This window comes from Pseudomonas graminis, from assembly GCF_004364335.1.
Taxonomy (GTDB): domain Bacteria; phylum Pseudomonadota; class Gammaproteobacteria; order Pseudomonadales; family Pseudomonadaceae; genus Aquipseudomonas; species Aquipseudomonas graminis_D.
The window spans coordinates 1-20854 of record NZ_SOCR01000014.1; the positions used below are offsets into that span (position 1 = coordinate 1).

Here is a 20854-nt window from a genome sequence, read left to right on the forward strand (position 1 = left end):
GCGCAGTGGGCCGAGCCGCATGGATGCGGCGAGAGCGCCGTCAGGACATGGATGTCCGTTCGGCGCGGGCCCACGGAGCGTCGTCGAAGTGAGGGTATTCCGACGAAGGAGGAACCTAACCAGGAGCAAGCACCCTTGGTTCCTTGGGGATGGTGCGACTTTCGACTTTTCCAAGTAACTCGCCGAAGGCGAAATAGTCTGCCCCCAGGCAGACGCTCTAGATCCAGATCACGCCTTCCAGGGCGACTGCCGAATGACCTCCACAAAATTCAGCGGCTTGAACGTCGGATCCTCAGCCACCAACACATCCGCATTCACCGTCCCGAACGTCGTATCCGGCTTATGCCGAAAACCATCGGCAAACGCGCACAAAATGCACGCCTTGAAGTCCTCACCGCGCGGGTGAGCATGGGTCACCCCCTCACGCTGCTCATCACTGAACTGCCCGTAATTGATCCCCAGCACATCCATCTCCACGCCCGCCGTCACCAGCGCCACGTTCGGCCGCAAATGCTCGGGCACGCCCGGCGTCGTGTGCAGCGCAATCGACAACCACACCTGCTCCATATCCCCCTCGGACAACCCAAATGGCTGCATGAACGCCCGCGCCGCGTTGGCCGAATCCACCTCAAAACGCAGGTCCACGCTGCGATGCCGCGCCACCAGACCCAAATCATGAAACATCGCACCGACATAAAGCTGCTCGGCGTCGTACGCCAGCCCCTTGCGCTCCCCCGTCAGCGCGCCCCACAAAAACACACGGCGCGAATGATTGAACAGCAGGTCGTCTTGCTGATCGCGGATGTACTCGGTGGTGGCGCGGGCCAGCGCGCTGTCGGGGATCTTGATACCGGCGATTGATTGACTCATGGGAAATCTCTCCAGCGGCCGCACCGGTGTGGCGCGTTGAAGAGAAGTCTGCGCGGCGAGACCCAATGGCTCAATCGGCGCGCGGTCTCGTTCTCTGCCAAACGTGCATCGTTTACTGCCAGCTCACCTGCGGTTTACCAGATTGCGGCGGACCGACGGCACGACCTCGGATAAACTCTGCGCCGTTGCAGTGCGCCATGCCTCAAAAAGCGCCTCAAAAAGTGTCATCAAAGCGTGCCGTCAGAGCCCGCCGATAAAAGCATTCCTGCCCCCCCATCCTGATGCATCGAAAACAAGGAGCCCCTGTGTACAAGGGCGTTGCGTTATCGGTCATGGCCTCCTGCCTGTTCGCGGTCATGTACTACTACACCTCATTGCTCACGCCATTGAGCGGTGAAGAAATCTTCGGTTGGCGCATGCTGCTGACTCTGCCCTGCGTGACCCTGTTCATGCTCTCCAGCGGAGACTGGAAACTCGCCCGTGACCTCGGCGTCAGGGTGCGCCAGACGCCTGCATTGCTGGCGGGGATGGCGCTGTCGGCGACGTTGATGGGCGCGCAGTTGTTGCTGTTCATGTGGGCGCCGCTGCACGGCCGCAGCCTGGAGGTATCACTGGGGTATTTTCTGCTGCCGCTGACCATGATCCTCACCGGGCGTGTGGTGTACGGCGAGCACCTCTCGCACCTGCAGAAAATCGCCGCCTGTTGCGCGCTGGTCGGGGTCGGTAACGAGCTGCTGCGCCTGGGCAGTTTTTCCTGGGAAACCCTGGTCGTCTGCCTGGGGTATCCGCTGTACTTCGTGCTGCGGCGCAAGCTCAAGACCGACAACCTCGGCGGTCTGTGGTGGGACATGCTGCTGATCCTCCCCGTGGCGGTGCTGTTCATCTGCCAGGGCAATACCTCGGTGGTGGAACAATTCCCACGCTTCTATGTGCTGATTCCGGTGTTGGGGGCGATCAGTGCGTCGGCATTGGTCAGCTACATTCGCGCCAGCCGCCTGCTGGCGTTCAGCGTGTTCGGCTTGCTGAGCTACGTCGAGCCGGTGCTGCTGGTCGGCGTCGCCCTGCTGCTGGGTGAATCCATCGGCCGCGATGAATGGATGACCTACCTGCCCATCTGGCTGGCGGTCATGGTCCTGGTGGGAGAAGGCGCCAAGCATGTGTTGGCCCAGCGACGACGCAACAGCGTGTGAATTGAAGGTTGCTCGTTGGCAGCATTAATGACCGAAGCGCGCCAGCTGCATTTCCTGCAACCGGCTTAACGTGCGCCGAAACGCGAACGCCAGATAGCCTTCGGTGTACAGCTCGGCCATCGGCATCGCGGCTTCGATGTACAGCGGCACCTTGCGGTCGTAGCACTCGTCCACCAGAGCGATGAAGCGGCGCACGCCATCGTCGTAGGGCGACAGCTGCGGCAGCTCGCGGTCCCCCGCCGTGACCTGTTCAACGCCGTCCTCGGTGCCACGGGCAATGCGCCCCTCGCGTTGGGGTGCGCTCAGCGCCGGCACTTCACTTAGCAAGACGGCTTTATAGCGATCGCACAGCTCGATGAAATCCATCGCCGCCAGCGGTTGCTCGCACAGGTCGGCATAGCGGCACCAGATCACCGTTCGACTGCTGCGCACCACCGGCACATGGCGACGACCCAGCGGCGCTGGCTGAATCGACACCGACTCCCCGCTGCTCAACGCCTCGAACACTTCCACCAGCGCGCTCGGCCCCGTCTCCGCCTTCACCCAGTAACGCTGCTGCGCCTGACCGGGATGCAGCCGGTGGTCCTCGCCGCCGTCGACCGAGACCACCTCCATGAAGTGGTTGATCGCCGTGATCGCGGGCACGAAACGCTCGCGGTTATGACCCGTGGCGTACAACTGTTCGGGCAATTGATTGGACGTGCACACCAGCACCACGCCCTCGTCGAACATCGCGCGCAACAGGCCGCCGAGGATCACCGCGTCGCCGATGTCATTGACGAACAACTCGTCGAAGCACAGCACGCGCACGTCCTGGGCCAGCTCCCGGGCCAGCACCTGCAGCGGTCTGGCCACGCCGGTGAGCTGGAACAGGCGCTGATGCACCCATCGCATGAAGTGATGAAAATGCTGGCGCCGGGCCGGGACCTGCAGGCTGTCGTAAAAACGGTCCATGAGCCAGGTCTTGCCGCGCCCCACCGGGCCACACAGATAAACGCCCTTGACCGCGCCGCCGCGCTTGCCGTCGTTCAGCGCCTGCCAGCAGGCCTGCAAGTGCAGCACAGCATTGCGCTGGGCCTCGTCCGGCTGAAAACCCTGTACATCAACGGCCTGCTGCCAGGCCTCAAGTGGAGACAGAACGGTCATCGAAACGCTTCACTGTGCAGCGGAGTTTTGGTCGTGGCGTCTGGAATACGAAGCGCCCAACAGATAGAAACAGCCGCCGGCAATGATGAAGGCCGCCAGCATGTAAAACATGAAATGCGCCGACTGGGTCGCCAGGGCGAAGCCGCACAACACCGGCCCCAGCGCGCCACCGAGGTTGGAGAGGTTCTGCGCGCCGTAATACATGCCGCGCAAGTGGGTGGGTGCGATACGGTCGATGAACATGTACTCGGCGGGAAACACGATGATCTCGCCCAGGGTGAACACCGCCACCGCCAGCGACCAGTGCAGCACCGTCGTGGACAAGGCAAACCCGACCACGCCCATCAGAAACAGGCTGAAACCTGCGGTCAGCCACTGATTCAGGTACTGATGGCTGATGCGTTTGCCGACCAGGTACTGCAAGCAGATCACCACGGCGGCGTTCACCGCGACCACCGAGCTGATCACCTGATAGGTGAATTCCGGCGTGCTGGTGGTGACCAGATATTGCGAGAGGTACGCGGTGAACTGCCCGAATACCACCGCGCTGAGCACGCCGCCGACGGTGAAGCACACCAGCCGGTAGTCCTTGAGCAGGATGCGTCCGACGGCGATGAAGGAAACCGGCGCATTGGCCGGGTCCGCCGAACTCAGTTTGCGGTCCCCGTACATCGCGTAGACCGCCAAGAAGCCCAGGCCCAGCGCCGCCGATATCACGAACGGCAGCTTCATGTTCCAGTGGGCCAGCCCCGCGCCGATGAAGGGGCCGACGGCATAGCCGATGTTGATCAGCGTGTAGCGCACCGAGAACACTTTGCTCTGATCGGCCACCGGCAACAGCTTGCCAAACGCCGCCTTGACCACGATATCGATGACCGAATACGCGAAATTGAACGACACCAGAAACAGGAAAAACAGCCACAGCTTGCTGGTCACGCACATGCCGATGAAGCCGGCGACGAAGAACCCGGTGAAGCACAGAATCAAGCGGTAGCTGGACAGTTTGTCGGTGAGGTAGCCGCCGTACAGGCTCAACAGCGAACCGACAATCAGCGCCCCGCCGACGACCATGCCGATGTCGCTCATGCTCAAGACGAAATTCGAAGAAAGGTAAATCACCAGATACGGCAGGGTGATCGCCCTGCCCAGCGTCAGGAAAAGTGACGACGAAAGCAGGAGATTGACTGAAGCCGGGTAATGTCTGAGCGCAGCGAGCATCCGTGTTCTGTCCTTCATGACGTGCCGAGCCTGGGTAACAGGCGTCGGCGAGCTGTTTGAGTCAAACATCGTTACACAATCGGCAGTGACAGGACACCTGAAGAATGGGTGAAACGCGGCAGGGTGCGTCATTCCCCTACTGGCTGTGTGCGTTCACATTCCGTAACATTCCCACCTTTTGCACGCCGCCCTCCAGGAACGCCATGAAACCCGCACGTCTTCGCGCCGATGTCCTTGCCGGACTCACCACCTCTTTCGCCCTGGTGCCCGAGTGCATCGCCTTCGCGCTGGTCGCGCACCTCAATCCGCTGATGGGCCTGTATGGCGCCTTCATTATCTGCACGCTGACCGCGCTGTTCGGCGGGCGTCCCGGCATGGTCTCGGGTGCGGCGGGTTCGATGGCCGTGGTCATCGTGGCGCTGGTCGTGCAGCACGGCGTGCAATACCTGCTGGCGACGGTGTTGCTGGGCGGGTTGGTGATGATCGCGTTCGGACTGCTGCGCCTGGGCAAACTGGTGCGGATGGTGCCGTATCCGGTCATGCTCGGGTTCGTCAACGGCCTGGCCATCGTCATTGCCATGGCGCAGCTGGAGCACTTCAAAAGCGGCGAAACCTGGCTCAGCGGCACGCCGCTCTATCTGATGATCGGACTGGTGTCCATGACCATGGCCGTGGTGTATCTGCTGCCGCGCCTGACCCGCTCGGTGCCGCCGGCGCTGGTCGCCATCCTCGGCGTCGGCCTGCTGGTGTACCTGTTTGACCTGCCGACGCGCACCCTTGGCGACATGGCGCACATCGCCGGCGGCCTGCCGGGCCTGTCGCTGCCGGACGTGCCGTGGAATCTGGAGACCCTGAAGATCATCGCGCCCTACGCGATCCTGATGGCGCTGGTCGGTCTGCTGGAAACCCTGCTGACCCTGAACCTCACCGATGAAATCACCGAAAGCCGCGGCTACCCGGACCGCGAGTGTGTCGCCCTCGGCGTCGCCAACCTGGCTTCCGGCCTGTGCGGCGGCATGGGCGGCTGCGCGATGATCGGCCAGACCGTGATCAACCTCAGCTCAGGCGGCCGCGGCCGTCTGTCCGGCATCGTCGCCGGGGTGATGATTCTGATGTTCGTGCTGTTCCTGTCGCCCCTCATCGAGCGCATTCCGCTGGCGGCGCTGGTCGGCGTGATGTTCGTGGTGGCCCAGCAGACCTTCGCCTGGGCCTCCCTGCGGGTGCTGCGCAAAGTCCCGCTGAACGATGTCTTCGCGATCATCGCCGTGACCATCGTCACTGTTCTCACCGACCTGGCCACCGCCGTGCTGTTCGGCATCCTCATCGCGGCGCTGAACTTCGCCTGGCAACAGGCCCGCGAGCTGTACGCTGACAGCCATATCGAGCCGGACGGCAGCAAGATGTATCACCTGCACGGCACGCTGTTCTTCGCCTCCACCACGCCGTTCCTCGATCAGTTCGATCACGTCAACGACCCGCAACTTGTCACGCTGGATTGCCGTCACCTGATCTTCGTGGACTATTCGGCGATCGCCGCGCTGAAAACCCTGCGCGAGCGTTATCACAAGGCGGGCAAGCACCTGCGCGTGGTGCACCTGTCGGAACGCTGCAAAAAGCTGCTCAAGCGCGCGGGTGTGCAGCACGCTTGAGGCGCTTGCTGAGCCTGGACGTGCGGATTAACTGATCGCCCGCACAATAGTCTCGGTCGCCACCACCTGCGCGTATTCCCCGTGCAGGTTGGCCAGCGACATGGCGTGAATGTCCTCCGCGGTGCGTGGCTGGCCGAAGAAGTCTGCGCCGTCGAAGGTGAAGCAGGCGTCATGGGGCACGATGACCTCGAAGCCAAGATTGCCACCAGTGCGCGCGGTCGACTCCACGGAGTTGTTGGTGACCACGCCGACGATCACCACCTGATTGATACCGTCCGCGCGCAGCCATCCCTCCAGCGCAGAATGGCAGAAGGCATCGGGCACCTGCTTGTGCAGCTCGCCTTCGTCGTCCCACGGCATAAACGCCGGTTGGAACTCGACGCCGGATTGCTGCGGCCAGAACACCGAATTCGGTGAGCGGGAGAAATGCCGCACGTGAATCACCGTGCGCCCGCTGTCGCGCCAGGCGCTCAACAGTTCCAGCATCCGCTGCTCGGCGTCAGGGTTGTTGCGCCGCCCCAGTTTCGGGTGGTTGATGCCCTGCTGCATGTCGATGAGGACCAGCGCGGCTTTTGGTTGGATGTGCATGTTTATTCCTGTGAAGACGTTAGTGCAGTAAAGAGCGTGTGCCGCGAAGAGCGTGGCGTCTTGGAAGTTTTCCATCGCTTTGAGTCACGGCTTCCGTTTTACCCAGACTATCTCGACCACCGGTTACCGCGCGAGTCATGGAGGGCAGATACTCTTGCCCCTCCACCCACGACTGAGCATTCAGGCTAAAGGAGATCGACATGACCCATCCCACCAATCTGATCGGCAAAACAGCTCTGGTCCAAGGCGGCTCTCGCGGCATCGGCGCTGCGATCGTCAAACGGCTGGTCGAACAAGGCGCAGCAGTGGCCTTCACCTTCGTCAGCTCGGAAGCCAAAGCCCGCGAACTGCAAGACAGCATCACCGCAGCCGGCGGCAAAGGCCTGGCCATCAAGGCCGACAGCGCTAACGCTGAAGACATTCGCGGCGCCGTCGCCAAAACCGTAGAGACGTTCGGCGGCCTCGACATCCTCGTCAACAACGCTGGCGTGCTGGCCATCGCGCCGCTCGACGAATTCACCCTCGAAGATTTCGACCGAACCCTGGCGATCAACGTACGCAGCGTGTTCATCGCCAGCCAGGAAGCGGCGCGGCACATGAAAGAAGGCGGCCGCATCATCAACATCGGCAGCACCAACGCCGACCGCATGCCCTTCGCCGGTGGCGGCGTTTACGCCATGAGCAAATCGGCGCTGGTCGGCCTGACCAAAGGCCTGGCCCGCGACCTCGGCCCGCGCGGCATTACCATCAACAACGTCCAGCCCGGGCCGGTCGACACCGACATGAACCCGGCCGACAGTGACTTTGCCGAAACGCTGATGGGCCTGATGGCCGTCCCGCGCTACGGCAAGTCCGAAGAAATCGCCGCCATGGTCGCCTACCTCGCCGGCCCGGAAGCGGGCTACGTCACCGGCGCCAGCCTGACCATCGACGGCGGCTTTGGCGCCTGATCCCCGCGCTCTCGCCTTCAACGCAAAGCCCCGGACCTTTATGAGCACAAGGGGCTTCGCGCTTTTTCCTTAAGCGCATGAAAATTCTGAAAAAAAGTTTTGCCTTCGCCAAAGCTTTCGACTACATTAGCGCGCCTCGACAGACTGAACGTCTGAAGAGATACGGTGAAGTGTCCGAGTGGCTTAAGGAGCACGCCTGGAAAGTGTGTATACAAGAAATTGTATCGAGAGTTCGAATCTCTCCTTCACCGCCACATTAAAAAGATCCCCGCAACGCTTATGGCGTGCGGGGATTTTTGTTTCTGGGGTGTTTACCACACCGCGTCTGCACGGGCCGAGTCGGCTGGCAGAGTGGCAACTCCTCCGGTTGCCGCCAACCGCCCCATTCGTCAATCAACCTCGTCCAGCTGGTTCAAGCTCACCCGATAAGACTTAAGCCCGTCAGTCTGTGTGTACTGCTTGCTGAAGTATCGATAGACCGCGCCCTTCACAGTGATACCGACGCCGTTAGCCGTATCACGGACCACCACGTCCTCAAGGGCGCTGTCGGTGATCATGAATGAATTCCGCGTGTTCAGTTCCTTGAGTATTTCCTCGTCAGAGCCCGGGATCGGGCTGCTGAGATAAAACCGTAAGGTGTCCAGGTCGGTTGCAGGTGCGCCATAGTAGGTGACATACACCCATGCGCCCCGCTTTAGCTGATGTGTGAGCACCAGTTCATCTGCATCGGCGATGCCGCCCAAGACATGTTCGAGCAGGTAGTAAGCAAGCAATACGCTCAGTAAAGCCCAGAAGAGGAACTTGTAGATAACACGGGAGCTTGTAACCGTTGGATCGTGACTCTTCATTCCTTGATATGTCCTTGTGATTAAGCGACAGCTCAAATATCTCTGCTTGATCTGATTGGCCGGTTAATCGTCCGAAGGTGCCAGCCCCTTCGTGGGTTCAAACAGCGTCTGCAAAGAATGGGTGGTCGCCGAGAAGGTGTTTCGAGCTCGCAATCCGGGGCGTAGCGCGTCGCGCGCGCACCTTGGCAGCAAGTGTCCAAGGCGTGACAAATTGTGTGTGAGCGTGACTCTTTTTGAAAGGCCCGATCCTGACAGACCAGCAGACGCTGTATGTAGGAGATAGCCAGTCGTTCTAGGGCCACGCTATCGCCGATTAAACACTGCTCATTTAGAGGCTGGCCGGGACGGCCCGTCCGCCTATGCTCCGCGAGCCTTTGCTCGCCGGTATGTTTAAGCCGCGCAGCCGCTTGCCCCGCGGCATCCCACCCTGCAAACGACCACGTGACCCAACCCACCGGAATAACTAGAATCGCCCCGCGTTTATTTTTCCACGCAAAGCGTCGGAAAAATCTCCATTTGGGTGTCTGAGCAGCTAAGGTCTATCCCTCGTACTGTGAATGAATCCAATTCCCGTACACGGCTAGCGCTACACCAAAAGAAAACAGTCCGTATTCCGGCCCCCATTGCGCACCCGCGAGAGACACATGCAGGGTGCGAATTCGCAGGAGAAGGTAAATGAATGGCATCGGTAAACGTTTGCGCCAAGAAAGAAAACGTCTGAAATTGACCCAGAGCGCACTGGGCGCCATCGGCGGTGTTGAGGCCAACGCCCAAGGGCATTACGAAAGCGGGCAGCGACTGCCCAGGGCGGATTATCTATTCAAGATCGCCGCCGCCGGCGTGGACATTACCCGCGTCGTGACCGGGATAGAGGCCTCGGCCCGCCCTGAAATGCACACGTTTTCGACGATGCAGACGAGTCAGGACACGGAGGCTTCAGCCGACCTCGACAGCTCGGAAAGCATGGTGAAAATCATCAGCCAGTTGCGACAGAGTCTGTGGATCACGGCAAACGCACTGTGCGAGGTGACTCGACTGGTTGACTCCGAAGCGCCGCGCTCAAGCGCCGATCATGTCGAAGATCACCTGAAGGTGTTGCAAGGCGATGCCGACATGTTCGCGGCACTCGCGCTGGCAAAAGTCCAGAAAGCTGCCCACGAAACCCACTGATCCCGATCAGCGTCACTGACAGCCGAACCTCTCAGATGGTAGCCTTGCGCCATCCAGGGAGGTTTCAATGATCAGATTTCCAGCGCTGCCCTCAGCGATCATGATGTTGCTCTTGTGCAACGTGGCAAACGGCGACGTCTTCAAGTGCGTCGCCGCCAACGGCGCCATCAGTTTCGCCCAAAGCCCATGCCCCACTTACGTTGGCGAATCCATCGTACAACGCCCGCCGCCGTCCCGGCTTTCCAGCGAGTGGGAAGAAACCGACTTCCCTTATCGCTTGAACAAGAACGCTACGGAGATTCTGCAAGTCAGCCGACGTAGAAAGCTGATCATCACCAACGAGCGGGAGATCGCCGATCGCCTGCAAAGCATTCGCCCGCCTCCCCCCGGCCTCCCTTCGACTTGCGTTGCCCCGCGTTACGACAGCGCCTGCTTCGACCCCTCCGGCGGCCGTGTTCGTCAGCCAGTCAAAAGCGGCCTGATGAAATCCTCGGGAAACTGACAGCGTTGCCTGCTTACTCACGGCTTGCCGCTTAAGGCTTGCCGCTCACCATTACTTCTCAATTTTCTGAACTAAGTTTTTACCCGCGCCGATGTGACGCCCCGTGAGAGCTGCTTAAAGTCAGGCCCCATCGCCAGAATCACAAAAACGAGCCGGCCATGACCTCCACTAACACCCGCCACGACGCCGTTCAACACGCCGCACAAACGCTCATCGACGCGTTCGCCAGCAACGACACGGATACCTACTTCGCCGCATTCGCCGAAGACGCCACGTTCCTCTTTCACACCCTCCCTGCACCCCTGCTGTCACGGGCCGCTTACCGCGATGTGTGGGCGGGCTGGCAAGCCGACGGTTTCGCGGTGCTCGGTTGCCAATCGCGCAACGCGCACATCAGCCTCCAGGGTGATGTCGCGATTTTCATGCACGACGTCGACACCCACATCCGCTTCGGCGATGAAGAAAGCCATTTCAGCGAGCGCGAAACCATTGTCTTTCGACAATACGACGGGCGCTGGCTGGCATGCCACGAACACCTGTCGGTGAAAACGGGCTAGCGCGGGCCTTCTATCGCGGGGGCCGGCAACCAATGGCGAGTGGCCCTCAGAGGCTGCCGCCTGCACAACGCACTGCTTTACCTGATTCAGAGTCGCAATGCCGACCACTGCCAATGCCACGATCGGAGTCACCGGTCGAGATAACGGGCCTGCGCTTGTACGCTGGCCTTATAACAACACGACAGCGCGCAGGAACATCCCATGGCTCACCCCACCACCACGATCGAAACCTTCGGGGTCGAACAGATCCCCGATCATCAGCGCGACGCTGCGCCCCTCGACCTGTTTCGTCTGACCTTCGGCGGCGCCAACACCTTTGCCACAGCAGTGTTGGGCAGCTTTCCAGTGCTGTTCGGCCTGTCGTTCCAGGCCGGCGTCTGGGCCATCCTGCTGGGCATCGTGCTCGGGTCGATCATCCTTGCGCCGATGGGCCTGTTCGGCGCCCTCAACGGCACCAATAACGCGGTTTCTTCCGGCGCGCACTTTGGCGTCCACGGGCGCATCGTCGGCTCGTTTCTATCGCTGCTCACGGCGGTGGCGTTCTTCTCGCTATCAGTCTGGAGCTCGGGCGATGCGTTGATCGGCGGGGCGAAACGCATGGTCGGCCTGCCGGAAAACGACATCACCCTGGCGTTGGCCTACGGTGTTTTCGCCGTGCTGGTGCTGGTGGTGTGCATCTACGGTTTCCGTTTCATGCTGTGGGTCAACAAGATCGCGGTGTTCGCTTCAAGCCTGCTGTTCCTGCTGGGTATCTTCGCCTTCAGTGGCAGCTTCGATGCGGGTTTTGCCGGTACGGTCAATCGTGGCAGCGAAGGGTTCTGGGCGGCATTCATCGGCGCCGCGCTTCTGGCGATGAGCAATCCGGTGTCGTTCGGTGCATTTCTCGGTGACTGGTCGCGCTATATCCCACGCCAGACATCGAAAAAACGCATCATGGCGTCGGTGTTCCTGGCGCAGATCTGCACGCTGATTCCGTTTCTGTTCGGCCTCTGCACAGCGACCATCGTGGCCACCCAGGCGCCGCAATACATCACGGACAACAACTACGTCGGCGGCCTGCTGGCAGTCTCGCCCAGCTGGTTCTTTCTGCCGGTGTGCCTGATCGCGATCATCGGCGGGATGTCGACTGGCACGACGTCGCTCTATGGCACCGGGCTGGACATGTCGAGCATGTTTCCGCGCCTGCTCAATCGCGCCCAGGCGACGATTCTGATCGGCATCGCTGCAATTGCCTTCATCTTCATCGGCCGTTTCGCCTTCAATCTGGTGCAAAGCGTGTCGACCTTCGCGGTGCTGATCGTGACATGCACCTCGCCATGGATCGTGATCATGGTCCTGGGCCTGATCGTTCGCCGCGGCTTCTATCACCCGGCGGACCTGCAAGTGTTCACCCGCGGCCAGAGCGGTGGTCATTACTGGTTCGAACATGGCTGGAACTGGCGCGGTCTGGGTGCGTGGCTTCCGAGCGCGGCGGTGGGCCTGTGCTTCGTCAACTTGCCGGGACAGTTTGTCGGCCCACTGGGGAATCTGGCGAACGGAATCGACATCAGCCTGCCGATCACTCTGGGCCTGGCGGCGCTGTTGTACATCACCCTGCTGCGCACCTTTCCGGAACCGGTCGGCGTGTATGGCGCCCACGGTCCGCACCCTTTGTTGGGCGATAACGCGCATCGCAATGTGAAGAAGCCGATGGCGATCGGTTGATATTCCGACGCCGTTTGCCGAGGGCTCGCTGCACAGCGGGCCCTTTTTATTTGTCCGCAGTGGCGCTCTCACTTCAGCGGCCTGAGCCCGAGGCTACACCGACCGGCGGGCCGTGTGCCGCTGGCGCCAGTGATTCACATCACGCACAATCGCCGCTTGCCTCATTGCCCCAGCAGCATCCCACCCACAGCAACACGTCAGCTCGACCCACAGGAGATCACCCCCGCATGAACGCAAACGACTGGACCGAAGCTGCCTTGGCGAAGTACATCGAGACCAATCCGATGTTGCAGGCTGAAATCCAGGATTTGAGCCCGAAAGAACAGCAACAGCAGACCCTCTGGGCCTTCGAAGACGAAGCCGAAGCCCAGGGCATCCCGACCTGGGAGCTGGCGTTGACCTTTATTGCCGAAACCCCCGAGCAATTGAAGGAGCTGCGCCTTGCTGCGCACAAGGAAGCGGCCGAGGCACTGGACATGGACTGGGAAGAATACTGCGAACTGAACGAAGTCGAGGTTTAACCGACCCGCTCCCTCTCAGGGTCGCCAGCGTCGGCGACCCGACCCCTGACTTGCCAGTCATCCTTTGCGCTTTACCTTGCCCTGCCGGGTGGGTAACGTCTGCGCCACTTCAAAACAAAAAGGACTCGCTCCATGAGTGATTTGGTCGCCTATCAACTGGATGACGGCGTTGCGACGCTGACCCTGACCAACGGCAAGGTCAACGCCATCAGCAACGACGTGGTCGCTGCGTTCAATGCCGCACTGGACCGCGCCGAGCAGGACCGCGCCGTGGTGATCATTACCGGTCAGCCGGGCATTCTCTCGGGCGGGTACGACCTGAAAGTCATGACCTCATCGCCGGAAGCCGCCATGGCCCTGGTCGCCGAAGGGTCCACACTGGCGCGGCGGATGCTGTCTTTCCCGTTCCCCATCGTGGTCGCGTGCGGCGGTCATGCCGTCGCGAAAGGCGCATTCCTGCTGCTGTCGGCGGATTACCGTATCGGTGTCGAAGGCCCGTTCAGCATCGGTCTGAACGAGGTACAAATCGGCATGACCATGCACCACGCCGGCATCGAACTGGCCCGTGACCGCCTGCGCAAAAGTACCTTCGGTCGCTCGGTGATCTGCGGCGAGATGTTCGATCCAAAGGGCGCGCTGCAAGCCGGCTTCTTCGACAAGGTCGTCGCGCCGGAAGAACTCGCCGAGGCCGCGCGCACCGTGGCGCTGCAGATGAAGAAGATCAACATGCGCGCTCACAAGCAGACCAAGCTGAAAGTGCGCAAGGAATTTCTCGAGACCCTCGATCGGGCTATCGAGCTGGATCGCCAGATCCCGCTCTGAGCAATCACCAACCACGCGCCGCATTCCTCGCGGCGCGCTTGCCCTGAAACATCCCGTTAAATTCCTGATCCCCCGCCCGGCCCATGGGCAATTGCCGATTCCAGTGCACATCCGTACACTGCGCGACTTTTCGCCTGCCGGGTGGTTTTTGCATGCTGTTCGTATTGCGTATGTTATTGATGGGCCTGCACTTTCTGGTCGCCGGCGCGTTGGGACTTTTGCTTGGCCTGTGCCGCCCGTTCAACCCTGACAACAGCCGCCTGTGTGCTCGCCTCTACGCCCTTCCCGCCATGCGCATCCTCGGGCTTCGCCTGAACGCGCAGCTCAACCCGCAGTTCGAACAGACCAGGCCCTGCGTCATCATCTGCAACCATCAATCCAACTATGACCTATTTGTGCTCGGCAACATCGTGCCACCGCGCACGGTCTGCATCGGTAAAAAAAGTCTCAAGTGGGTGCCGTTCTTCGGCCAGCTGTTCTGGCTGGCGGGCAATGTGCTGATTGATCGCGGCAACCCGCAGCGGGCGCGCCGCGCCATTCTCCAGACCACCGACACCCTGCAGCACAAGGACACGTCCATCTGGGTGTTCCCCGAAGGCACGCGCAACAAGGGCGAAGAACTGCTGCCGTTCAAGCGCGGCGCGTTTCAAATGGCGATCGAGGCCGGTGTGCCCATCGTGCCCGTCTGCGTGAGCACCTACGTGCGCAACATGGATTTGAACCGATGGAACAGCGGCGAGGTGATCATCCGCACGCTGCCCGCCATCCCCACCGCGAACCTGACCAGCGAAGATATCCCGCAACTCGTCGCGCTCTGCCACGCCCAGATGCAGACCTGCATTGCCAGCGTGGACACGCAAGTTCGCGGGTCCGCCGCCGCCATCCCAACAGACGCTGAACAGCACTGAAAAAACCTGCGAACTCGTTCAAATCCGCCGACTCTGATCAGGGAGCGCGCTAAGCTGCGCGTCAGTTCTCCCTAAAAGAAGAAGCAGACATTATGGGTCGAGTGGTTGCCGCTGCCGTTTACAGTGCGGGAAAGAAAGTCACCAACATTTCCCTCGACGAGGGCGCGGCCTGGGCGGCGAAACCCGGGCATTTCGTCTGGATCGGCCTTGAGCAGCCAGACCTCGAACAACTGACCACCCTGCAACGGCAGTTCAATCTGCACGAGCTGGCCATCGAAGACGCACTGGAGGTCCACAGCCGGCCGAAGCTGGAGACCTTCGGTGACGCACTGTTCATCGTGACTTACGCGCCGATCCGCGAGAACGGCAAGCTGATCTTCATCGAGACGCACATCTTTGCCGGCAAGGGCTACGTCATCACCTCGCGCAATGGCGATTCAAAGTCCTACGGCGTGGTTCGTCAGCGCTGCGAGGCCCGTCCGCTGCTGTTGGAGCACGGGGAAGATTTCGTGCTGTATGCGCTGCTGGATTTCGTTACCGAGAACTACCAGCCGGTCACCGAGCAGATTCATTGCGAGCTCGAAGAGCTTGAGCATAACGTCCTGCGAAAGGACCTCAACGAATCCGACATCCACCGCATCCACGCCCTGCGTCGCGACCTGCTGCGCCTGCGCCGCTACGTGGCGCCCATGGTCGAGATCGGCGAGGAACTGCAGAAGCTCAGCTTCCCCTTCATCGACAAGAACATGCGCCCGTACTTCCGTGATGTGGAGATCCACGTCAAACGGCAGATGGAAGACCTTTCCAACCTGCGCGACATCGCCAGCCAGACCATCGAAATCAGCCTGCTGCTGGAGTCTTCACGACAGAGCCTGACCCAGCGCAAATTCGCCGCCTGGGCCGCGATTCTGGCCTTCCCCACCGCCATCGCCGGGATCTACGGGATGAATTTCCAGAACATGCCCGAGCTGACCTGGCACTACGGGTACTACATGGTGTTGGGGGTGATCATCGGCGGGTGCGGGATATTGTTCGCGAGCTTCAAGCGGTCTGGGTGGCTTTGAGGCTTTTGAATATGCCTACGACTGTAGGACCGGCTTTAGCCGGGAAGAAGCCGGTCTGAGCACCCTCAATTTTGAGGCGTAGCGAACGTCACCTTGCCGTGTCCACACCCATCCCACTGAACGGATACGACACTGCGTAGGAGCCGGCTTGCTGGCGAACGCGGTCGGCCACTCACTGCTGCGGTGTCTGATCCAATGTCTTCGCCAGCAAGCCGGCTCCTACGGACCTGATATCGGCCGTCAATTGGCGATGTCTGCTTCCCGGCTGAAGTAGGTCATACATGCGCGCTCACACCCGATTTCACTGGCTGCACGCGTCGCTTAGTGGGACCGGCTTTAGCCGGGAAGAGGCCCCTTTGTGCACCTTCAATTTTGAGGCGTAGCGAACGTCGCCTTTCCGTGTTCACACCCATCCCACTGAGCGGATACGACGTTTAGCTCACCGGCCGCTTGTTCGCCACAAACCGCATCATCCATTCCGCCACCGCCGTGCCGTGGTGGTCTTCTTCCAGGCTCGCAATGCCTTTGCCGTACACCTGCTCGCCCAGGGCGTCCTGACGGATGTCGAGCAGCGTGCGCGAGTAGTCGTGGATGAATTCCGGATGCCCCTGGAAGCACAGCACCTGGTCGCTGATGTGATACGCCGCGAACGGGCAGAACTCGCTGGTGGCAATGACCGTCGCCCCTTCAGGCAGCGCAGTCACCTGGTCCTGATGGCTGATCAGCAGCGTGAGCTTGTCCAGCGCCGGCGTCATCCACGGCTGGGTCGGTGAGAGGTTGTAGTGATGAATGCCGACGCCCCAGCCTTGTGACGCGCGCTCGGTCTTCCCGCCCAGCAGCAGCGCCAGCAATTGATGGCCGAAACACACGCCGAGCAGCTTGTCGCCGCGCTTGTAGCGGTCGAGCAGATACGTCTTGAGGGTTTCGATCCACGGATCGGTGCCGAAGGAATCGGCCTTGGAGCCGGTGATCAGATACGCGTCGAACTGCTCGTCATCCGGCGGGTAATTGCCCTGCATGACGTTGTAGACGACAAATTCCGCAGGCACCGGCTGGCGGGCGAAGAGCTTCTCGAACATCCGCCCGTAACCCTGGTATTGATCGACCAGTTCCGGGCGAAGTACGTCGGTTTCCAGAATGCAGATGCGTAACGACATAAAAATCCCTGAAGCGACAAAAGCGAAAATGCGTGGGCCCAAGCCTGCCTTGAAGGTCGGGGCAAGGCAAGGCCCGTTAAGGCGTTACGCCGTTGTCAGCTGAACCCACGCTGTACATCTTTTGGATGAACAGCCCTTCATACGCCACAACGAGGATTCGTTACTGGAACAGCTTCCCCTCCTCGGCTTTCTCCAGCAGCAACGCAGGCGGTTGAAAGCGTTCGCCATAGCGTTCGGCCAGGGCGCGGGCGCGGTTAATGAACGGCTTTAGCCCGTATTGATTAATGAACTGCAACGCACCCCCGGTCCACGCCGGGAAGCCGATGCCAAGCATCGAACCGACGTTGGCGTCCGCCGTCGAGCGCAGCACACCCTCTTCCATGCAGCGCACGGTTTCGAGGGCTTGAATGAACAGCAAGCGGTCGCGAATATCCTGGCCGCTGATCTGTGCGTCGGGCTTCTCGAACCGGGTCTTCAACTCGGGCCACAGGTGCTTGGGCGCGGCGTCGGGATAGTCGTAAAAACCGCCGCCGGAGGTTTTCCCTGCGCGATCGAACTCATGCAGCAGCTGCTCGATCACTGCGTCGGCCGGATGCCCGGCCAGCTCAACGCCCTGCTCGGCCAGGTCCTTGCGCGTCTGCTGACGAATCTGACTCATCAGCCTCAGCGACACCTCATCGGACACCGCCAGCGGCCCCACAGGCATCCCGGCCTTGCGCGCCTCGGTCTCGATCATCGGCGCACTGACGCCCTCGCCGAGCATGGCAATGCCTTCGTCGGCGTAGGTGGCGAACACTCTTGAGGTGAAAAAGCCGCGAGTGTCGTTGACCAGAATCGCGGTCTTGCCGATCTGCTGAACAAAGTCGAAGGCCCGCGCCAGGGTCATGTCGTTGGTGCGCGCGCCCTTGATGATTTCCACCAGGCGCATCTTCTCCACCGGGCTGAAAAAATGCAGGCCGATGAAGCGCTCCTGCCGACTGATGGCGCTGGCAAGGCCCGTAATCGGCAGCGTCGAGGTGTTGGACGCAATCACCGCATTGGGCACCACCACTTGCTCGGCGGCGGCGCTGACCTGCGCCTTCAGCTCGCGATTCTCGAACACAGCCTCGATGATCAGGTCGCAGCCTTCGAGATCGCTGTCGCGGCCTGTCGGCTTGATCCGGCCCAGCACGGCGTCGCGCTGAGCCTCCGTAATGCGGCCGCTGGCAAACTGCTTGTTCAGCAGTCGCGCCGAGTAATCCTTGCCCTTCTGCGCTGCTGCCAGATTCACGTCCTTGAGAATCACGCTGACGCCTGCCACCGCCGTGACATAAGCAATCCCGCCGCCCATCAAGCCGGCCCCGAGGATGCCCACCTTGCGCATGTTGAACACCGGCGGCGCCTTGGGCCGCGCCTCGGCGGCCTTGACCCGGTTCAGCTGAAACCAGCTGCCGATCATGTTCTTGGCGACGGGGCCGGTGGCGAGTTCGGTGAAGTAACGCGCCTCGATTTTCTCCGCCATGTGGAAATCCACCTGGGCGCCTTCCACAGCCGCGGCCAGGATCTTTTCCGGCGCCGGGTAGCAACCCCAGGTCTTGCTGCGCAAAATCGACGGCGCGATGGCCAGCATCTGCGCCACTTTCGGCTGCGCAGGCGTGCCGCCGGGCAATTCATACCCCGGTTGATCCCAGGCTTTGATCGGGGCCGGATTGGCCAGAATCCATTCACGCGCCTTGGCCATCAGGTCATCGGCGTCGCTGGCCAACTGATCAATCACGCCAAATTTCAAGGCGTGCTCGACGCCCATCGTCCGGCCCTCCATCAGCAACGGCAGGGCTTTTTCCAGACCCAACATGCGCACCAGCCGCACGGTACCGCCGCCGCCCGGAAGCAAACCGAGGGTGACTTCCGGCAAGCCCAGTTTCACATGGCCGCTGTTCAATGCGATGCGATGGTGGCAGGCCAGGCACAGCTCCAGGCCTCCGCCCAATGCCGAACCCTCGATGGCCGCCACCACCGGTTTGCCGAATGTTTCCAGCGCACGAAGCTGGGCCTTGAGGTCCATGGTCATCTGGTAGAAGGCCGCGGCGCGGGCGGCGTCGACCTGACTCAGCTCGTTGAGGTCGCCGCCGGCAAAGAAGGTCTTCTTCGCCGAGCGGATGATCACACCGGCGATGGCCTCCTTGTCCGCCTGCAGGCGCTCGAGCGTCTCGGCCATGGCCTGGCGATACGGCGCGTTCATGGTATTGGCCTGCTGGCCGGGCATGTCGAGGGTCAGCGTGACAATCTGATCCGGGCCGGTTTCGTAGCGGATGGCATCGCTCATGCGGTCGTTCTTCCTGAAGCGGTTATCGGATAAAGGCGGTCGGCGAAGCGGTTGTCGTGCTGCACGTTCATACCCGCTCGATGATCGTCGCGATGCCCATTCCACCGCCGACGCACAGCGTCGCCAGGCCGTAACGCAACTGCCGGGCTTCCAGCTCGTCGAGCAGCGTGCCAAGAATGATGCAGCCCGTGGCCCCGAGCGGATGGCCGAGGGCAATCGAGCCGCCGTTGACGTTGACCTTGTCGGGGTCGACGCCCATGTCCTTGATGAACTTGAGCACCACCGAGGCGAAGGCCTCGTTGACCTCGAACAGGTCGATGTCATCGATGGTCAGCCCCGCTCGCGCCAGGGCTTTACGCGTGGCGGGTGCAGGGCCCGTGAGCATGATGGTCGGATCGGTGCTGGTCACCGCCGTCACCACGATGCGTGCCCGAGGCCGCAGCCCCAGCGCCTGACCTTTTTGCGCAGTGCCGAGCAGCATCAAGGCGGCGCCATCGACGATGCCGGAGCTGTTGCCCGGGGTGTGCACGTGCTCGATGCGTTCGACATGGCTGTAGACCCGCAGCGCCGTGGCGTCATAGCCCATTTTGCCGATCGCCTCGAAACTCGGGCGCAGTTTGCCCAGCGCCTCCGGCGTCGTCTCGGGGCGGATGAACTCGTCATGGTCGAGCAAAAGCATGCCGTTCTGGTCCTTGACCGGCACCAGCGAACGACGGAACGCACCCCGCTCCCGGGCCAGCGCGGCCTTGTGCTGGGATTGCGCGGCGAACCGATCCACGTCGTCGCGGCTGAAGCCTTCAAGGGTGGCGATCAGATCGGCGCCAATCCCCTGGGGCGTGAAGTGAGTGTGCAGATTAGTGTGCGGGTCCAGCACCCAGGCGCCGCCGTCGCTGCCCATGGGCACCCGCGACATCGACTCCACGCCGCCGACCACCACCAGATCCTCGAACCCGGAACGGATTTTCATCGCCCCCAGATTCACCGCTTCCAGCCCCGATGCGCAGAACCGGTTGACCTGAACCCCGGCCACGTTCACGGCCCAATTGGCGACCAGCGCTGCGGTTTTGGCAATATCGGCGCCTTGATCGCCGATGGGCGTGACGCACCCCAACACAATGTCATCGACGTGGTGGGTGTCGAGGTGATTGCGTACTTGCAGTTCTTTCAACAGCCCTGCCACCAGATCCACCGGTTTGACGCTGTACAACGCGCCGTCCGGCTTGCCCCTGCCCCGCGGCGTGCGCAAGGCATCGTAAATAAACGCTTCGGTCATCCTGTCCTCGCTAACCCGATGAACTGTCTTTTTATAGGTCCGACCGACAGTCGAACTGTCATGGGAGCACTGTCTACCACAAGCGATATCACAGAGCGCATTGTTTCGCCGGATCGAGTGACAGGTTAGCTGGCTGCAGGAAGTTTCGGACTCGGACGAACGGTAGCGAGCGAATGAGCGTGGACACTTTTGGTCGCAGGCGTCTAGCAGGGGAATATCTGCGGGATGGCTATTCGCCAAACCTAGGGAAGTTATAAAAACGCGATGTCATAGGCCTCAATGATCTAAACCCCACGGCACGTGGCTTCTAAGGTTTAGTCAGTAGCAGTGGCGCCATAACAAAATCGTTTCACCAGCGCCTGCCGCCTGCGATCTGCTGATCGGGGCACCTGCTCTTTTGCCTCACCTTTGC

General features: G+C 61.2%; 19 protein-coding genes and 1 tRNA gene. 12 read left to right on the forward strand and 8 right to left on the reverse strand.

What is annotated here, in order from left to right; all coding sequences use genetic code 11:
- Positions 1-228 precede the first annotated feature (228 nt).
- Entirely contained in the window at positions 229-870 is a 642-nt protein-coding gene (locus tag EC919_RS22900; RefSeq protein ID WP_133776597.1) for an HD domain-containing protein, read from the reverse strand.
- Positions 871-1175: 305 nt separating this feature from the next.
- Here EC919_RS22900 and rarD point away from each other — a divergent pair, with 305 nt between their 5' ends.
- Positions 1176-2060, forward strand: coding sequence for an EamA family transporter RarD (gene rarD, locus EC919_RS22905; protein ID WP_133776598.1), 885 nt, complete (start codon positions 1176-1178; stop codon positions 2058-2060).
- Between the two features lie 24 nt (positions 2061-2084).
- Here rarD and zapE read toward each other — a convergent pair whose 3' ends face one another.
- Entirely contained in the window at positions 2085-3206 is a 1122-nt protein-coding gene (gene zapE, locus EC919_RS22910) for a cell division protein ZapE (RefSeq protein ID WP_133776599.1), read from the reverse strand.
- A 9-nt stretch (positions 3207-3215) separates the two neighbouring features.
- A complete protein-coding gene (locus EC919_RS22915) occupies positions 3216-4424 on the reverse strand; it encodes an MFS transporter (RefSeq protein WP_133776749.1) in 1209 nt (402 codons plus the stop codon).
- A gap of 203 nt (positions 4425-4627) precedes the next feature.
- Here EC919_RS22915 and EC919_RS22920 point away from each other — a divergent pair, with 203 nt between their 5' ends.
- On the forward strand, positions 4628-6073 hold the full coding sequence (locus tag EC919_RS22920; protein WP_133776600.1) for a SulP family inorganic anion transporter: 1446 nt from the start codon (positions 4628-4630) through the stop codon (positions 6071-6073).
- A 27-nt stretch (positions 6074-6100) separates the two neighbouring features.
- Here the strand turns inward: EC919_RS22920 and EC919_RS22925 are convergent, their stop codons facing one another.
- On the reverse strand, positions 6101-6661 hold the full coding sequence (locus EC919_RS22925) for a cysteine hydrolase family protein (RefSeq protein WP_133776601.1): 561 nt from the start codon (positions 6659-6661) through the stop codon (positions 6101-6103).
- 200 nt (positions 6662-6861) lie between these two features.
- On the opposite strand from EC919_RS22925, the gene EC919_RS22930 reads away from it, so the two are divergent.
- Both EC919_RS22930 and EC919_RS22935 read left to right on the forward strand, forming a co-directional pair.
- Complete coding sequence (locus EC919_RS22930; RefSeq protein ID WP_133776602.1) at positions 6862-7611, forward strand: 3-oxoacyl-ACP reductase family protein; 750 nt, start codon at positions 6862-6864, stop codon at positions 7609-7611.
- A 164-nt stretch (positions 7612-7775) separates the two neighbouring features.
- Positions 7776-7865, forward strand: a tRNA-Ser gene (locus EC919_RS22935).
- Between the two features lie 135 nt (positions 7866-8000).
- Here the strand turns inward: EC919_RS22935 and EC919_RS22940 are convergent.
- Entirely contained in the window at positions 8001-8459 is a 459-nt protein-coding gene (locus EC919_RS22940) for a hypothetical protein (RefSeq protein WP_133776603.1), read from the reverse strand.
- Between the two features lie 675 nt (positions 8460-9134).
- On the opposite strand from EC919_RS22940, the gene EC919_RS22945 reads away from it, so the two are divergent.
- From EC919_RS22945 to EC919_RS22980, 8 genes are all read left to right on the forward strand, one after another.
- The gene (locus EC919_RS22945; RefSeq protein ID WP_133776604.1) at positions 9135-9629 is read left to right on the forward strand and encodes a helix-turn-helix domain-containing protein; all 495 of its coding nucleotides are present in this window, start codon (positions 9135-9137) and stop codon (positions 9627-9629) included.
- Positions 9630-9696: 67 nt separating this feature from the next.
- The gene (locus tag EC919_RS22950) at positions 9697-10131 is read left to right on the forward strand and encodes a DUF4124 domain-containing protein (protein WP_133776605.1); all 435 of its coding nucleotides are present in this window, start codon (positions 9697-9699) and stop codon (positions 10129-10131) included.
- Between the two features lie 158 nt (positions 10132-10289).
- Positions 10290-10688: a YybH family protein gene (locus tag EC919_RS22955; RefSeq protein WP_133776606.1), complete on the forward strand. Its 399-nt coding sequence runs from the start codon at positions 10290-10292 to the stop codon at positions 10686-10688.
- 201 nt (positions 10689-10889) lie between these two features.
- Entirely contained in the window at positions 10890-12392 is a 1503-nt protein-coding gene (locus tag EC919_RS22960) for a purine-cytosine permease family protein (RefSeq protein WP_133776607.1), read from the forward strand.
- A 227-nt stretch (positions 12393-12619) separates the two neighbouring features.
- A complete protein-coding gene (locus EC919_RS22965) occupies positions 12620-12913 on the forward strand; it encodes a DUF6388 family protein (RefSeq protein WP_133776608.1) in 294 nt (97 codons plus the stop codon).
- A gap of 132 nt (positions 12914-13045) precedes the next feature.
- Positions 13046-13735: a crotonase/enoyl-CoA hydratase family protein gene (locus tag EC919_RS22970; protein WP_133776609.1), complete on the forward strand. Its 690-nt coding sequence runs from the start codon at positions 13046-13048 to the stop codon at positions 13733-13735.
- Positions 13736-13887: 152 nt separating this feature from the next.
- The gene (locus EC919_RS22975) at positions 13888-14643 is read left to right on the forward strand and encodes a lysophospholipid acyltransferase family protein (protein ID WP_133776610.1); all 756 of its coding nucleotides are present in this window, start codon (positions 13888-13890) and stop codon (positions 14641-14643) included.
- Positions 14644-14735: 92 nt separating this feature from the next.
- Positions 14736-15707, forward strand: coding sequence for a magnesium and cobalt transport protein CorA (locus tag EC919_RS22980; protein WP_133776611.1), 972 nt, complete (start codon positions 14736-14738; stop codon positions 15705-15707).
- A gap of 434 nt (positions 15708-16141) precedes the next feature.
- Here the strand turns inward: EC919_RS22980 and EC919_RS22985 are convergent, their stop codons facing one another.
- The 3 genes from EC919_RS22985 to EC919_RS22995 all read right to left on the reverse strand — a co-directional run bounded on the left by EC919_RS22985 (position 16142) and on the right by EC919_RS22995 (position 20442).
- Positions 16142-16864 carry an amidotransferase gene (locus EC919_RS22985; RefSeq protein WP_133776612.1) on the reverse strand — a complete coding sequence of 241 codons (723 nt, stop codon included), beginning with the start codon at positions 16862-16864 and terminating at the stop codon, positions 16142-16144.
- Between the two features lie 160 nt (positions 16865-17024).
- Positions 17025-19169 (reverse strand): 3-hydroxyacyl-CoA dehydrogenase NAD-binding domain-containing protein, encoded by a 2145-nt coding sequence (locus tag EC919_RS22990; protein ID WP_133776613.1) that lies wholly within the window; start codon positions 19167-19169, stop codon positions 17025-17027.
- A 67-nt stretch (positions 19170-19236) separates the two neighbouring features.
- Complete coding sequence (locus EC919_RS22995; protein WP_133776614.1) at positions 19237-20442, reverse strand: acetyl-CoA C-acetyltransferase; 1206 nt, start codon at positions 20440-20442, stop codon at positions 19237-19239.
- Positions 20443-20854: the final 412 nt, after the last annotated feature.